We start from the raw sequence: 15,916 nt of genomic DNA on the forward strand, positions 1-15,916 counted from the left end.
TGTAACAACAAGGTATTACAATGGAAATCCTGATGAATCACGGGACCATACTGATCATGGTCGCCGCGGCTTTTGGTTTTTTAATGGCGATTGGTATTGGTGCCAATGACGTCGCGAACGCGATGGGCACGTCTGTGGGCTCAAAAGCACTCACCGTGAAGCAAGCCATTATTGTGGCGATGATTTTTGAATTCGCCGGCGCGTATTTAGCCGGTGGTGAGGTCACAGACACCATTCGCAAAGGTGTGATTGACACCAGTTTTTATGCTGACCAACCGTTGGAATTAGTCTTTGGCATGATGTCCGCGCTACTGGCGGCTGGCTCTTGGCTATTACTTGCCTCATTCATGGGTTGGCCCGTCTCCACCACCCACTCTATCATTGGTGCGATTATTGGCTTTGCCTGCCTATCGGTTGGCGCAGATGCAGTCGATTGGCATACGGTGCAAGGCATCGTTGGCAGTTGGATTATCACCCCTTTTATCTCTGGCTTGTTCGCTTACTTTATATTCTTAAGTGCACAACGACTGATTTTTGATACCGACCGCCCTGTCCTTAATGCCAAACGTTTCGTGCCGCTTTATATGTTTCTCACCGCGTTTATTATCGCGATGGTCACCATCAAAAAAGGTCTCAAACATGTTGGCCTCCACCTCACGACCTTAGAGTCCGTGAGCGCCTCCATCGTGCTCTCTGCCATGGTGATGTTTTTTGGTGTTTATTACATTTCTAGAAAGTATCGCGGCGATGAAAATCAAGGGTTTCAGGGGGTTGAGCGGATATTTAGCCTATTGATGGTGGTCACCGCCTGTGCGATGGCCTTCGCACATGGTTCGAATGACGTGGCCAATGCCATTGGTCCGCTATCGGCCATTGTGGCCACGGTACAAAACCTCGGTGCTGTAGCGGAAAAAGCACAAATCGCCTGGTGGATTTTACCGATGGGTGGCGCGGGGATTGTACTCGGCCTTGCCACCATGGGACACAGAGTCATGGCGACCGTGGGCTCGGGCATTACTGAGCTTACCCCAAGTCGTGGTTTTGCCGCGCAACTGGCGACCGCAAGTACGGTTGTGCTCGCCTCAGGCACTGGCCTCCCTATTTCAACCACACAAACCTTAGTCGGCGGCGTTTTGGGCGTTGGCTTTGCCCGCGGTATTGCCGCACTCAACTTGGGTGTGGTGCGTAATATTGTTGCCTCATGGCTAATCACCTTACCCGCGGGGGCCTTGTTGGCTGTGATCTTTTACCAAGTGATGACCTCGCTATTTGCGTAACAAGCGCCGGTGATGTCAAATCACAGTCAAAAAAAGGGGGGCATGGCTCCCCTTTCTTTTACGCCTATGGCACTATGCCCAGCAAAGCCGATGTGTCCCACACTGAAATTATGCAAAGGACCCCAGACGTGAAACACCTGTATTCTGCTCTCGTATTGCTGTTCGTTCTCGTTGCCGCGCCTCGAGCGATGGCAGAAAACTATATTTCTGATGATTTGTTCACTTATATGCACTCAGGCCCGGGCACACAATATCGTATTATCGGCAGTGTCGATGCGGGTGATAAAGTCACTGTGCTAAAACGCAATCGCGATGAGGGCTATACCCAAGTAGTTGATAGCCGTGGCCGTAAAGGCTGGGTAAAAAGTGACTACGTGACCACACAACCTGGCTTAAAAGAACGCGTGCCGGCGCTAGAATCAGAGCTGAAAAAGGTAAAGTCCGCGCTGGCCAGTGCAAAAGATGATGCTAAAGCACAACAAAAAGGCTTGGCTGAATCCCTTAAACAGCGCAACGCGCAGATTGAGAAGCTGGAAGCACACAGCAGCGAACTCAATAAAAAACTGATTGATGCGCAAAGCGAAATCCGTGCTTTACGCGCCAAAATAGATACCCAAAAAGATGATCTTCTGATGCGTTGGTTCACCTACGGTGGCATGGTAGCCGGCGGTGGCTTACTGTTTGGCTTGGTGCTGCCACATCTTATCCCACGTAAAAAACGTCGCCGCGACGGCTGGGCATAATCGTGAATGAAAGGCTGCATTGGCAGCCTTTTTTATTGCGATCCTGATAGCGGCCTTTTAAGCACACGGTGGGCGTGCTGCTAGGCTCTATGTATACTTAAACCCATTCGCGACACAAACGTGATTGTGTCTTCTCTTTGTCATTAAGGAGTTTGGTGTGGAACATTATCTTGTCGGCGGTGCTGTACGTGATGCGCTATTAGGCTTGCCGGTCACAGATAAAGACTGGGTAGTGGTCGGTGCCACCGTCAAACAAATGCAAGCAGCCGGCTACCAGCAAGTCGGCCAAGATTTCCCCGTCTTTTTACACCCCACCACACACGAAGAACACGCCCTCGCCCGCACTGAACGAAAATCAGGCCAGGGCTACACCGGGTTTATTTGCGACTTCTCGCCAGATATCTCACTGGAAGCGGACCTTCAACGCCGCGATCTCACCATCAACGCCATCGCCCAAGATGAAGAGGGCAGCTTGATTGACCCGTATGGCGGTCAGCAAGATTTACACAACCGCATTCTACGCCATGTCTCGCCCGCCTTTAGCGAAGACCCATTACGGGTACTGCGCGTGGCACGGTTTGCCGCCCGTTTTGCGCCACTCGGCTTTACCATTGCCGATGATACCTTAGCGCTGATGAAAACGATGGTCGCCAAGGGCGAGCTCGCCCACCTCACCCCTGAGCGGGTTTGGCGCGAGTGGGAAAAAGCGCTCGGCAGTGATTGTCCCGATGTGTTTCTTGCTGTGCTGCGCGATTGTGGAGCCCTTGCCGTGGTGCTTCCTGAAATCGACGCCCTGTACGGCGTGCCGAATCCGGCCAACTGGCACCCTGAAATCGATACCGGCATCCACACGGAAATGGTCAGCCGTTATGCCGCCTCATTGACCGACGACAAAGCCATCCGCTTTGCCGCACAAGTCCATGATCTCGGTAAGGCCCTCACCCCAGCCTCTATTTTGCCCGGCCATCGCGGCCACGGCGATCGCGGGCTGCCCGTGATTAAAGAGCTGTGCGAGCGACTACGTATCCCCAACGCTTATCGGGATTTGGCCTTGGTGGTCAGTGCGCACCACTCCAAAATTCATAAGTGCGATCAACTCAGCCCTGAGCATTGGGTAGCGCTGTTTAATCAGATCGATGCATGGCGCAAACCCGAGCGGGTCGAGCAATTGGCCTTGGCGTGTTTGGCCGATGTGCGTGGCCGCAAGGGACGTGAAAATTATTACTATCCACAAGCCGACGCCTTACGCGAGCGCTTTGCTTGCGCGCAACAGGTAGAGGTTAAGCCAATTGTCGACGCCGGCTTTAAAGGGGCGGCGATTCGTGATGAGCTGTATCGCCAGCGTATTCAAGCGGTGGCCGCGTGTCCGGCGCCACCACGCCCAGAAGCGGTGAGTCCCTCGCGTTAACGGAATTCACGTGCAGCAACCGACAAGGTAGTGAGCGTTGGAGTCAGGTCAATTAACTTACCGGCAATCACATGCACCACCTCGCCTTGCCGCTCGACAATGCCATGCACTTTCAACACCTTGGCTTGCATAAAAGCACGGGATTGCGCCCGTGTCGTCCCCGCCCAAACCACCACATTGATATTGCCCGTATCGTCTTCCAAGGTAACAAAGGTTACGCCACTGGCGGTGCCGGGGGACTGCTTGCCCGTCACCACACCCGCTACCGCCACCCAGCTTTGTGGCGCACACTGTGATAACTCAACACCACGGGTAAAACGCCCCAATGTGCCGGCTTGCGCCATCAAACGAATGGGATGATCAGTGAGCGACAGCCCCATGGCCGCGTAATCTTCAATCACGTTCTGCCATTGGGAAGGCGAGTGAGGCAACGCAACCTCATCGTCACTGGCGGCCAGTAGCGGCAGTTGCCGCTGCTGATCCATCAGTGCCCAGCGCGCCTGATAGCGATTGCCAGCCAGCGTCGCCAATGCACCGCTACTGGCTAGGGCTTGATAGGCATCGCGGTCAAGATGAATCTCTTGCAGTGCCGATAAACACGCAAACCCCGTCTCTGGGCGATGGGCCAGCAATCGGTCTATTGCCGCCGCACTCAACCCTTTGACTAATCGCAATCCTAGCCGCACGCCCCACTGATCGCCGATCTTTTCTAAACAATGATCCGCCCCCGAGTGTTGCACACAAACCGGCCACACAGGCACTTGGTGGCGCGTGGCGTCTTGCATCAATTGTGACGGTGAGTAAAACCCCATCGGCTGGCTATTGAGCAAGCCGGTATAAAACGCGGCGGGATAATAATGCTTTAGCCACGCTGATACATAGGCCAAAACCGCAAACGAAGCCGAGTGGCTCTCTGGAAAGCCATAATCACCAAACCCACAGATTTGCCGGTAAAGCTGCTCAGCAAAGTCGGCGCGATAGCCTCGCGCGGTCATCCCAGCAATCAATTTGTCGCGAAACGGCGCCAATCCGCCCTTTTTCTTCCAAGCGGCCATCGCGCGACGCAGCTGATCCGCTTCCCCACCGGAAAAACCGGCCGCCACCATCGCCAATTTGATCACCTGCTCTTGAAAGATGGGCACCCCGAGCGTACGCGCTAGCACTTGCTCAACCGCTTTGGACGGGTAGCTCACTGCTTCTTTCCCGTCGCGTCGCTGTAAATACGGATGCACCATGTCGCCTTGAATCGGCCCCGGGCGGACAATGGCAATTTGGATTACCAAATCATAATAACAAGCCGGTTTGAGCCGCGGCAGCATACTCATTTGTGCTCGCGACTCAATTTGAAACACTCCCACGGTATCGGCTTTCTGAATACGCGCAAATACCGCCGGATCGTCGCCTTGTTGGGTGATCGCCGCCAAACTCAAGCGAGGGCCACCGGTTTGGGCAATCAAATCAAAGGTACGTCGAATCGCAGTGAGCATACCCAGCGCCAGTACGTCGACTTTCATCAGATGCAGCGTTTCCAGATCGTCTTTATCCCACTGGATCACCGTCCGCTCTGCCATCGCCGCATTTTCCACCGGCACCAACTCATACAAAGGCCCATCCGCAATCACAAAGCCGCCGACATGCTGAGAAAGGTGGCGCGGAAAACCGATCAATGTCTGGGTCAGCGACAGCCATTGTTGGCTTTTCGCGCTTTTAGGATCGAGGCCCAACTGCTGAAGTTGCTGCGCCCAAGGCTGGGTTTTATCGCGCCGATTGAGGTTTTGAATAAAAAAATCAATCTGACTGGCGGGGATCGCTAACGCTTTGCCCACATCGCGTAATGCACTTTTCAGCCGATAACGGATCACGGTTGCCGCTAACGCGGTCCGCTCTCGGCCATATTTTTGATACAAATGCTGGATCACTTCTTCACGGCGCTGGTGCTCAAAGTCCACATCAATATCCGGCGGCTCGTCGCGCTCTTTGCTAATAAAGCGCTCAAACAGCACATCGACTTTGCATGGATCTACCGCGGTGATCCCTAAGCAATAGCACACCACCGAGTTCGCCGCCGAGCCGCGCCCTTGGTACAAGATCCCTCGCGATTGAGCAAAGCGCACCAGATCGTAAATGGTCAAAAAGTAATACGGGTAATCGAGCGCCTCGATAAGCGCCAGCTCTTTTTCAATGATGGCTCCCACGTTACGAGGCACGCCCTTAGGGAAGCGCTGCTGTGCGCCTTGCTTGACCGCCTCACGCAGATAGGCCATCGCAGACTCGCCAGTCGGCACCACTTCTTTGGGGTAACTGTATTTAAGGCTCGCCAAGGAAAACTGACACTGAGCGGCAATGTTGGCACTTTCCGCCAGCCACTCAGGGGGAAATAAAGAGCGTAGTTTAGACAGCGGGCGTAAGGCGCGCTCTGCATTGGGTAATAACGTCCTTCCCAATTCAGCGACAGGCTGGCGATGCCGAATCGCTGTTAAGGTATGATGTAACGCCAGCCGCTCAGGGTGATGCATCAACACATCACCACACGCGGTCACGCGAAGCTCATACTGGCTTGCCAGCATGCGACAGTGTGCCAGATACGGATGGTCGTTATCCGCTAGATCGCGCCGCACGGCCAGATACAAGCGCTCGCCATGATAACGTAACAGCCATTTTGCCCAGTGATGATCACTCTCCGCGCCACTGGGTAGCCATAGCACCAAGCCATGACGCACCGACATCAAGTCCCACTCGCTCAGCTGGTAGTCGCCTTTGTGACTGCGCCGCCGCGCATTGGTGATAATCCGACACAACTCTTGGTAAGCCGCTTGGGTAGGACACAATAGAACAACATCTAACGCCTGCAGGCGAAAGCGACTGCCAATGATCAGCGAAAGCTGCGGATAATCACGCTGGGCTTGATACGCACGCACCACCCCTGCGACCGAGCATTCATCGGTGATCGCAAGCGCTTGATAGCCCAATGCTGCCGCTTGCGCTACCAGCTCTTCCGGGTGTGAGGCGCCTTCGAGAAAGGAGAAATTACTGCAACATACCAGCTCGGCATACGTACTCATCGCTTCACCGTCTAACTAAACCAGCCGTGTAAAAACCAAGTTTGCTCTGGCGTGCGAAACACCCACAGCCATTGTTGCTGGGCGTTTTGGGCAATAAAGTAATCGCGCTGGATAGGCGCGCCTTCCCACCAGCCCGTGACAATCCGCTCCGGCCCTTCACGTAAGGTGACCTTACCAATCAGTGGCGTGGGTTGCGGCAACAATAAGCTTGGACGTGGGCGCGTGGGTGCCGAGGCCGTCGGCGTGGCGCGATGGTGATGAGGAACATGTTGGCTGGCCGACTCGGGACGGTGATGATCCACATACGCTAACCGCATGACCGCCTCCTCTCCTAGTCGGGCTGCCAGTGTCGCGACCAACTCATCACGGTTTTGCTCGCCTTGCTGCGCGCTAAAGAGATCGGTTTGTCCAGGCTGATGGCAATCAATTTGCGTGGCGCGCACACTCACTGCCGTCACTGGCTGGCTCACTTGCCATGACGTCAGCCGTAAACGCACCAATGCCATCCAGCGCTCGACGTCTTTCTCGCCATGCGCGGCCATCACCGGCAAGGTTTCTTCACATCCATCACGCAAGCTAAAGCCCAACGTTAGCGCGGGGGTGCAGGCACTACGCTGCTCAAGAAAGCGGCACAGTGCCGAGACGAGATTCTCGATAATGGGCAATAAATGGGCTTGCTCACTAAGCTCAAATAATAAAACCCGTTGCTGAAAAAATTGCAGCGGTGGCTGAAAATAACGCAGCGTCGTCGGCTTATCGCCACTCACTTCAGCAAGATAATCCACCACAGAGCGCGGAAAACGTCGCGTCAGCGAAGCGGTGGGCAAGGCGATAAGCTCACCTAACTGAGAGAGGCCCAGACGCGTAAACTGGGTTTTCACCGTCTCCGGTAAAGGGGCTGCGGTCAACGGCAGTTGCTGCAAAGCCGCCTGTAAGTGCTCAGGATCGGTACTGACCTTGCCCGCGTGGCCATACGCCATCAGCTCGGCGGCTCGCGGCGTTTCGCCCACCCCAGCTTGATAACGAATACCACTTTCCACCAGCGTTTGAGTCACCGCCTGCCATAGTGGGGGAAACCCTTGATATAAGGCCAACATCGGTGACACGTGTAGCCATAAACCTTTAGGGGGATTGAGGCTGATTTCTGCGACCAGCGGATAAAGCTGTGCGGCAAGCTGCTCAAGCGCGGACTGCTCTTTCACCGCGCAATAAGGGTAGACCGCGAGCTGATGACAAATAAGCGCCGCTGCCCCTAATCCCATGCCGGTATTCAAACCGTGCGTGCTAGCCGCCACAGAAAGCTGCACTAAACGGCCTTCTTGCTCGCTGACCAGCCCCACTGCTTGCACCGATGACGGCGCATAAAGGCTATCTAACAACAAGCTTGGGCAATGCAGATACAGCCACAATGACATCACGCTTGCTCCCGCTGTTGCCGTGAAGGAAAGGCAAGCAAATTCTCTGCATTACTCGGCCTGGTCACCAACGCGGGCCATTGCGTGCGCCAATCGAGGGTAAACGGGGCCGGTGGCCATTGGCCGCGACAATAGCGCACCGTGACCGTTACGCCACATGCGGAAGGCGCCAGCGCCACGCTTAAATCAACCGGTAATGTCAATGAGTACGTCTGCTGGCGGCGCAACAGTACCACCGCACATTGGCCATGTTCGGCCGCCAGTTTTAGGCGCTTCACTTGCCCAACCGTGAGCGAAGATGGCCATAACAACACCGCCTGACACGCACCACTGCGCGCAGCTTGCTCGGCGGCCCACAGCGCATCTTGATCGCTTTTGGGGGACACCAACAAGGTGTTGTCTGTGGAGTAGCCTTGCTGATGTAGCATCGCTGCGTTGAGTCCAACCGGTGGACGAATCCACACCACCTGCTGGCCGCTCGCGTGATACAACGCCGGTAACACCAGCCGCAACTCACCGACGCCATAGTCACTGATGATATCCGTCACACCTGGAGACGGAAGCCCGCCAAGGCGCTGATCAAAGGCAGTGTAACCGGTCGCTTTTTTATCGGGTAATTCCGCCATTAACGGCCGCTGACTGGCGCGCCATAGGCCGTGTTGTTGGACTAATTGGTCGAGTGTTTTCATCATTAAAATACCTGTATATATATACAGTATATTTAATGATAAAAACGCTGCAAGGAAAGAAAACAAAAAAGCAGAAAAGAGGAGGATGGTGCATCAAAGAGAAAAAGACATGCGTGACACCGCAGCAGCTTCGGGACGGATGGCGCGCAATCATTAGCCATTGCGGCTAGGGAATAAGTAGGTGCTTTCCCCAGCGTAAAGTATTACCCACTTTACCCGACAGTAAACGGTATTATATTTCGACGATGGGGGTATTAACGGATTGCGAAGAAGCGAGCATCACTTGGTTGCGGCCACGGTCTTTCGCGCGATACATGAGAAGATCAGCGGCATGGATCAACGCATCTAGCTCTAGCTGCTTTATCTCCTCCACCACATCACTGGAAACAATGGCACCAATGCTCACAGTGACACGAATATCGGCGCCGCCAAATTCAAACACCGTGTCCGCAATATCGCAGCGAATGTGGTTAGCCATTTCAATTAAGGCATCTAAATCTTGGGTCGGGCATAAGATGCAAAACTCTTCTCCGCCTAAACGCGCAGCGGCCCCTTTTTTAACACATCGCTTTAAATAGCTCGCCAGATGTACCAGCACCTTATCGCCTTGCATATGTCCATAGGTATCGTTGACCTGCTTGAAATGGTCGAGGTCAATCAAAATTAATCCTACTTCCTGCTGGCGGCTCAGCTTGGGTTTTAAGCGGGTAAAGTAGGTTTCGAGCCCACGGCGATTTAATAACTGCGTCAAAGGATCGGTGTTAGCAAACTCTCGCAAACGTGCATTCGCTCGGCGTAATGCGACCGTGCGTTTATACACCATGCGTTTCAGAATAAAGATATAGGTCACCGCGCCTAACAGCACCGACAACACGATACTGGGAATAAGCCAAGCCGGGTAAGCCTCGACGCGCTCGGTATTGATCCACTTTTGCTTGATGCGTAACAGCTCTTCCGCCGGTATGTTACTCATTCCCTCGCGAACTTGCGCGAGCAAGGCTTGGTTGCCTTTGGGCACCGCCGCATAAATCGGGCGTGTGTAAAGGATTTGCTCTGCGACAAACGTCAATGGCTTATCAAAGGTGAGCATATAAAAATTAGCGACTTGGCTATCCGCCACTAGCGCATCAATCTCACCGCTGAAAGCGGCGTCAAATAACCGCTCATTATTGGCGTAAGTCTGTTGTTCAACGTCCGGATAATGCTCGGTGAGATAGCTTGACTCATAACTGCCTGCAACAACACCGACTGCCTTACCGCCGACAAGCGTATCTGTTTTGGTGCCGCGCGCTTCATTGCGGATGTATAACGAACCATCAATATTAAAAATAGGCGCAACAAAATCGAGGTAGTCCTCGCGTTCGGTGGACTTCAATAACCCCGCATGAACACGGTTACCGCCTTCTTTCATATAAGCGAGCGTGTCGGCCCAATCGAGTAACACAAATTGTACGGGCTCATGATTATATTGGCCGTAGGCTTGCCAGAAGTCGACCAACAAGCCTTTGGGTTGGCCATTATCAGACAAGTAGCTGTAAGGCTTCCAGACCGAAGAATGAGTGGCGACTAAAATGTCTTTTTCTTCTGACAGATAGGCGTCGTCAGCCCATGCAAACGTACTCACATACGTGCAGGCCAGGAGCAGCATCCCTGTCAAAAGTCGAAAAGTGCGCGCAAACATTATTAGACAGTCCATTCAAAGAGTCTTGATGGTAGATAAATTCTAAGGGAACGCAAAAGACTTAATAAAAAAGCATGATCCAGTTCAAATTGGAAGCTAGATCACATCAGAAAGCATGCAAATGGCCACTGATGGCCGATAAAAGCAGCAAAAAGGAATACGTCGTATGGTAAAGGTGGAAACATCAACAGAAAGCGTAATCATGATAAAAATATCTTGATTCACCAGTGTGCTGTCATCGGGTTGTAATGATTTAAATCGTCAGCTGTGGTAAATTTACGCGCCCTAAAGGAAGGGAAGACTCATGAGACAGGAGCACTATTGAGTGCTTTATTGTCAATGAAGCCTTTATTGCCCGTGATCAACACAGATCACCGCAGACAATCTATACTCACGATCGATAAACAGTGACGTCACCACAGCAACCCTGGCTGCGGTAACGTCATTGCAAAATGCAAAAAAATTCGCTTTCACAGCCACTTAAGTAGTAAAAGTGCGTGGTAAAATTACACTTTTCGGTGTGTTGTGAGAAAGCATCAGGCTTATGTTTCAATTTTTGACCGGAGAAATGTGTCGATGAAAAAGACCAAAATCGTATGTACGATTGGCCCAAAAACCGAATCTGAAGAGATGCTTACTCAGCTTGTTGAAGCTGGCATGAATGTCATGCGCCTTAACTTCTCACATGGTGATTACCAAGAGCATGGTACGCGTATCGCCAACTTGCGTAATGTGATGAAGCAAACCGGCAAACAAGCCGCTATCTTGCTGGATACCAAAGGTCCTGAGATCCGTACGGTAAAACTGGAAGGTGGCGACGATGTGCTACTGGAAGCCGGTCAAACCTTTACATTCACTACAGATACCTCTGTTGTGGGCAATAAAGAACGCGTCGCCGTGACCTACGCTGGTCTGCCGCAAGATTTAAAAGCGGGTGATACAGTACTGGTTGATGATGGTCTACTTGAGATGGAAGTACTAGAAACGACTGAAAAAGAAGTGGTTTGTAAAGTACTCAACAACGGTGAGCTCGGCGAAAACAAAGGCGTTAACCTGCCAGGCGTTTCTGTCAGCTTGCCTGCGCTGGCTGAAAAAGATAAATCGGATCTGAAATTTGGTTGCGAGCAAGGCGTTGATTTTGTTGCTGCCTCATTTATTCGTAAGAAAGAAGACGTAGAAGAAATCCGCGATCTATTGGCGCAAAACGGCGGTAGCGACATCAAGATCATCTCTAAAATTGAGAACCAAGAAGGTGTCGACAACTTTGACGCTATCTTGGAAGCATCTGACGGCATCATGGTTGCTCGTGGTGACCTCGGTGTAGAGATCCCCGTTGAAGAAGTGATCTTCGCGCAGAAGATGATGATCGAAAAATGTAACCGTGCACGCAAGATGGTTATCACGGCGACACAAATGCTCGATTCGATGATCAAAAACCCACGCCCAACCCGCGCAGAAGCAGGTGACGTGGCCAACGCTATCATGGACGGCACCGATGCGGTGATGCTGTCAGGTGAATCAGCGAAAGGGAAGTATCCATTAGAAGCGGTGAGCATTATGGCACAAATCTGTGAGCGCACAGACCGTCAAATGTCTCCAGCCTTAGGCTCTCGCCTTGATAGCGACCGCCTACGTATCACCGAAGCGGTCTGTAAAGGCGCGGTCGATACCTCTCAAAAGCTCAGTGCCCCGTTGATTGTGGTTGCGACTGAAGCAGGTAAGTCAGCGCGCTCAGTGCGTAAGTACTTCCCAACCGCGAACATTGTTGCGGTCACCACTAACCCGAAAACAGCCGCTCACCTGTGTCTGACCAAAGGGGTGACACCTGTGATGATCGAAAGCATCGATAGCACCGATGAGTTCTACCGTCGTGGTAAAACCATCGCGCTAGAGTCAGGCTTAGCGAACAAAGGCGATATCGTGGTCATGGTCTCAGGCGCACTCGTGCCGTCTGGTACCACCAACACCACCTCTGTACACGTTCTGTAATAAGACGTTTACTGCAGACCTAAGCGGTTTTTACAAACCATCACGCCCCGACTCGTTCGGGGCGTTTTTTTATCACCCGTTCAGTGGCATGATAAAAGAAGGCACAGCAGGAAGCGCAATGAAACCAACCAAAGCACAAGAAGCCATGGCGCATATTTGGGCAGCAGTATTAACCCGCCAGCTCACATTAACACCGAATGCGCACGGCAATTATTCACTCACCGTCGCCACCTTATGCGAACAACTTGGTTTAACCACAGCAACGGCACGTGATGGCTTGCATTTACTCGCCATGGCGGGACGCATCAGCTACCAACCCCAACTCGGATACCAGTTAATGCCCTTAAGTCAGGCAGACTGGCAACCTCTCGCGTCTGGCATACAGGCAATGGTTGGCGCTTTTATGGATAGGCTGCCACCTCGGTTGGATGAGCCGACCTCATTGACCCTACTGGGTTTACTGCACAGCCTACAGAATCTGCCAGCCAAGGATTATCGTGACGTCGCGGCCGTGGCGCACTGGCATCAGCAGCTTCATTACACGCTCTTTGCCGGGATCAACCCGTATCTCGCAGACGCAATACAGCCGCTTGTCGCCCAGCATTTACGCTACCTCACTCATCCTGATATCGGCTTTGAATTTGCAACCAGTTGGCAGCGCTTAATGCCAGTGTTGCGCGGGCTTGTCTCTGCGCGACCACAAGCCCACAGCCGCGCTTATCAACACTATTGGCTGGGACTAAATACCATGGTCGGAGACAGGATCGGCACCTTTACCAGTGGACAATTTCTTTGAAGTGGGTTTTTATCAATACCGCTAACGGTACCAAATAGATGGCACTAAACTTGACGGCCATCACCGCCAAGGTCAGGGTGGTAACGCGTACTAGGCACTTATTGATTGTTTGTAGTAATGGGTGACTCATCATCATTTCAGTCTAAAGCGGGAAGTCTGTTCAAAAATCAGGCAATAGTTTACAAATTAATCAATAAATCGCAAGCGCCAATCACGCCTGTTATCATCACCCCCCAACAGGCGGCGACTAAGCTGCTGATTTAGTGTGACTGCAGAGAGCAAGATGACAAAAACATTGACCATTTTGGATATCGCCCGCTTAGCCGGGGTGGGAAAATCAACCGTATCTCGTGTGCTAAACGATGATCCACGGGTCAAAGACAGCACACGCGAGAAAGTACAAGCCGTGATCGATCAGCATGGCTTTATGCCCTCTAAATCCGCACGTGCGATGCGTGCACAACGCAGTGGCGTCGTGGGGGTGATCGTGGCGAAACTCAGCTCCAATTCAGAAAACACTGCACTGACTGGCCTGCTCAATACCTTGTATGCCAAAGGCTATGACGCCGCCATCATGGAAAGCCAATTCTCACAACAAAAAGCACAAGCTCACCTCGATGTGCTGAAACGCCGTAATGTCGACGGTATTATCTTTTTTGGTTTTTCTGGCTGTGATCTCAACGCGCTAGCGCCATTCGCCCCTAACTGTGTTGTGCTAGCCGTCGATAGTGATCAATACGTTAGCGTCAGCTACGACAACCAAGGCGCGGTCGCACAAGTGATGGATCACTTTTATCATCAAGGGTGTCGACATATTGCTTTCTTAGGGATTGATGAGCGAGATGAAACCACAGGTCTCGCCCGTTCTGATGCCTACCAGCATTTTTGCCAAACCCACCAGATCTCACCACGACTACACCGCTGTGAGATGAGCTTACATGCCGCCTACAACGCCACAGATAGCCTCATCAATACACAGACCGATGCCATTGTTTGTGCGTCCGATACCCTCGCTCTAGGGGTCGCGAAACGCCTACAAACACTTGGGCGAGAAGATATCGCTATTGGCGGCATTGGCAATCACGACATGCTACGCTTTATGTTTCCACGCGCCGTCAGTGTGGAGCTAGGTTACCACCAAGCAGGGCAACATGCAGCCGACTTGCTACTCAAGCAGCTGGATGACGACGATCCCGTGGTTAGCCACTGGACACAACCTTGCCACCTGGTGACACCCTAACCTTCAACCAACACCAAAAATCAGGCAGTTACAAATTTCTGTGTGATGGTTTTCAAACAATGGGAACGATTCCACTGATAATTGGATTAGTACGATCCATAATCAGTGGGAACGTTACCAATGAATACCCTACAGCAATACAGGATTGCTTATGAGCCAGATAGATAAAAAAGCCATTGACCAATTGGTCACGCATATTGGCGGCAAAGACAACATCGCCACCGTTAGCCACTGCCTCACCCGTTTACGATTCGTGCTAAACGATCCGGAAAAAGCGGACGTGGCCGCGATTGAAGCGCTCCCCATGGTCAAAGGCTGCTTTACCAGCGCCGGTCAATTTCAGGTGGTGATCGGCACCAATGTCGACCAAGTGTACGCCCTACTAGAAGAACAAACCGGGGTGGAAGGCCAGTCAAAAGACGAGGCCAAACAAGCCGCGCGCCAAAATATGAGCCTGACTGAGCGTGCCATCTCACACCTCGCGGAAATTTTTGTTCCCCTTTTACCCGCGATTATCACCGGTGGTCTAATCCTCGGCTTCCGTAATGTGATCGGCGATATACGCATGTTCGATGGCAAAACCCTGACCGAAATCAGTGAGTTTTGGGCCACCGCTCACGGCTTCTTATGGCTGCTTGGCGAAGCCATCTTCCACTTCCTGCCTGTCGGCGTATGTTGGGCGACGGTGAGGAAAATGGGCGGCACACCCATTTTGGGTATCGTGCTAGGTATTACCCTAGTATCGCCACAGTTGATGAACGCTTACCTTATCGGTAAAGAGATGCCCGAAGTGTGGGACTTTGGCTGGTTCTCAATTGAAAAAGTCGGCTACCAAGCACAGGTGATCCCAGCCATGTTTGCAGGGATGGCTTTGGCATTTATTGAAACCCAGTTAAAACGTATTATTCCAGATTACCTTTATCTTGTGGTGGTGCCGTTTGTCGCGCTGCTCACCTCAGTGGTACTGGCGCACACCCTTATCGGTCCCTTTGGGCGTGAAATCGGCAACGGCGTCGCCTTCTTGGCTCGCACGGCGATGACCGGTGATTTCGCCTTTATCGGTGCAGCGCTATTTGGCTTCCTCTATGCACCTTTGGTGATTACCGGTGTTCACCACACCACCAACGCGGTGGACTTGCAGCTGATGCAGGAAATGGGCGGCACGCCTATTTGGCCGCTGATTGCCCTGTCCAACATTGCACAAGCCTCGGCGGTGGTTGGCATTATTTGGGTCAGCAAGAAAGAAAACGAACGTGAAATCTCTGTACCTGCGGCGATTTCCGCCTACCTTGGCGTGACAGAGCCGGCCATGTACGGGATTAACCTACGTTACAAATTCCCAATGCTGTGCGCGATGGTTGGCTCAGCGCTGGCCGCCATTGTGTGTGGTCTTTCCGGTGTGATGGCCAACGGTATTGGTGTAGGTGGCCTACCAGGCATCTTATCTATCCAGCCACAATTCTGGGGTGTTTACGCAGTCGCGATGTTAATCGCCATCTTGGTGCCAATCGCACTCACCGCCTTTATGTATCGCCGCCAGGCCAGCAAAGGCAAATTGGCGGTCGTCTAATTCCCATTCCGTCCGCGGGGAGTACGCTCCCCGCTTTTTTAGCGTT

Annotated in this window: 11 protein-coding genes; 7 read left to right on the plus strand and 4 right to left on the minus strand. The window is 52.5% G+C overall.

Going from position 1 to position 15,916, the window contains the following annotated elements; genetic code table 11:
• Positions 1 to 20: 20 nt before the first annotated feature.
• The 3 genes from WN56_RS06425 (at position 21) to WN56_RS06435 (ending at position 3,428) form a co-directional block, all read left to right on the plus strand.
• The gene (locus WN56_RS06425; RefSeq protein ID WP_046074246.1) at positions 21 to 1,277 is read left to right on the plus strand and encodes an inorganic phosphate transporter; all 1,257 of its coding nucleotides are present in this window, start codon (positions 21 to 23) and stop codon (positions 1,275 to 1,277) included.
• A gap of 110 nt (positions 1,278 to 1,387) precedes the next feature.
• Entirely contained in the window at positions 1,388 to 2,020 is a 633-nt protein-coding gene (locus tag WN56_RS06430; protein WP_152796022.1) for a TIGR04211 family SH3 domain-containing protein, read from the plus strand.
• A 157-nt stretch (positions 2,021 to 2,177) separates the two neighbouring features.
• Positions 2,178 to 3,428 carry a multifunctional CCA addition/repair protein gene (locus WN56_RS06435; RefSeq protein ID WP_046074247.1) on the plus strand — a complete coding sequence of 417 codons (1,251 nt, stop codon included), beginning with the start codon at positions 2,178 to 2,180 and terminating at the stop codon, positions 3,426 to 3,428.
• Here WN56_RS06435 and WN56_RS06440 read toward each other — a convergent pair.
• From WN56_RS06440 to WN56_RS06455, 4 genes are all read right to left on the minus strand, one after another.
• Positions 3,425 to 6,490: an error-prone DNA polymerase gene (locus WN56_RS06440; RefSeq protein WP_046074248.1), complete on the minus strand. Its 3,066-nt coding sequence runs from the start codon at positions 6,488 to 6,490 to the stop codon at positions 3,425 to 3,427. The genes WN56_RS06435 and WN56_RS06440 overlap by 4 nt on opposite strands.
• Positions 6,491 to 6,501: 11 nt before the next feature.
• Entirely contained in the window at positions 6,502 to 7,905 is a 1,404-nt protein-coding gene (locus WN56_RS06445; RefSeq protein ID WP_046074249.1) for a DNA polymerase Y family protein, read from the minus strand.
• Positions 7,905 to 8,597: a translesion DNA synthesis-associated protein ImuA gene (gene imuA, locus WN56_RS06450; protein ID WP_046074250.1), complete on the minus strand. Its 693-nt coding sequence runs from the start codon at positions 8,595 to 8,597 to the stop codon at positions 7,905 to 7,907. The genes WN56_RS06445 and imuA overlap by 1 nt, the downstream gene beginning before the upstream one ends.
• Before the next feature lie 229 nt (positions 8,598 to 8,826).
• The gene (locus tag WN56_RS06455; RefSeq protein ID WP_197075742.1) at positions 8,827 to 10,218 is read right to left on the minus strand and encodes a diguanylate cyclase; all 1,392 of its coding nucleotides are present in this window, start codon (positions 10,216 to 10,218) and stop codon (positions 8,827 to 8,829) included.
• 633 nt (positions 10,219 to 10,851) lie between these two features.
• Here WN56_RS06455 and pykF point away from each other — a divergent pair.
• The 4 genes from pykF (at position 10,852) to treB (ending at position 15,870) form a co-directional block, all read left to right on the plus strand.
• The gene (pykF, locus tag WN56_RS06460) at positions 10,852 to 12,264 is read left to right on the plus strand and encodes a pyruvate kinase PykF (protein ID WP_046074251.1); all 1,413 of its coding nucleotides are present in this window, start codon (positions 10,852 to 10,854) and stop codon (positions 12,262 to 12,264) included.
• Positions 12,265 to 12,382: 118 nt separating this feature from the next.
• Positions 12,383 to 13,060, plus strand: a complete 678-nt coding sequence (locus WN56_RS06465) for a hypothetical protein (protein WP_046074252.1) — start codon at positions 12,383 to 12,385, stop codon at positions 13,058 to 13,060.
• A 283-nt stretch (positions 13,061 to 13,343) separates the two neighbouring features.
• Positions 13,344 to 14,300: a trehalose operon repressor TreR gene (gene treR / locus WN56_RS06470; protein ID WP_046074253.1), complete on the plus strand. Its 957-nt coding sequence runs from the start codon at positions 13,344 to 13,346 to the stop codon at positions 14,298 to 14,300.
• Between the two features lie 151 nt (positions 14,301 to 14,451).
• Positions 14,452 to 15,870 carry a PTS trehalose transporter subunit IIBC gene (gene treB, locus WN56_RS06475; RefSeq protein WP_046074254.1) on the plus strand — a complete coding sequence of 473 codons (1,419 nt, stop codon included), beginning with the start codon at positions 14,452 to 14,454 and terminating at the stop codon, positions 15,868 to 15,870.
• Positions 15,871 to 15,916 lie beyond the last annotated feature (46 nt).

The organism is Salinivibrio sp. KP-1 (assembly GCF_000968645.1).
Taxonomy (GTDB): domain Bacteria; phylum Pseudomonadota; class Gammaproteobacteria; order Enterobacterales; family Vibrionaceae; genus Salinivibrio; species Salinivibrio siamensis.

Coding starts and splice junctions, on each gene's coding strand:
- WN56_RS06430 (WP_152796022.1), top strand. CDS start 1,388: ATGCAAAGGACCCCAGACGTGAAACACCTGTATTCTGCTCTCGTATTG.
- WN56_RS06465 (WP_046074252.1), top strand. CDS start 12,383: ATGAAACCAACCAAAGCACAAGAAGCCATGGCGCATATTTGGGCAGCA.
- WN56_RS06440 (WP_046074248.1), bottom strand. CDS start 6,490: ATGAGTACGTATGCCGAGCTGGTATGTTGCAGTAATTTCTCCTTTCTC.
- treB (WP_046074254.1), top strand. CDS start 14,452: ATGAGCCAGATAGATAAAAAAGCCATTGACCAATTGGTCACGCATATT.
- treR (WP_046074253.1), top strand. CDS start 13,344: ATGACAAAAACATTGACCATTTTGGATATCGCCCGCTTAGCCGGGGTG.
- WN56_RS06425 (WP_046074246.1), top strand. CDS start 21: ATGGAAATCCTGATGAATCACGGGACCATACTGATCATGGTCGCCGCG.
- pykF (WP_046074251.1), top strand. CDS start 10,852: ATGAAAAAGACCAAAATCGTATGTACGATTGGCCCAAAAACCGAATCT.
- WN56_RS06445 (WP_046074249.1), bottom strand. CDS start 7,905: ATGTCATTGTGGCTGTATCTGCATTGCCCAAGCTTGTTGTTAGATAGC.
- imuA (WP_046074250.1), bottom strand. CDS start 8,597: ATGATGAAAACACTCGACCAATTAGTCCAACAACACGGCCTATGGCGC.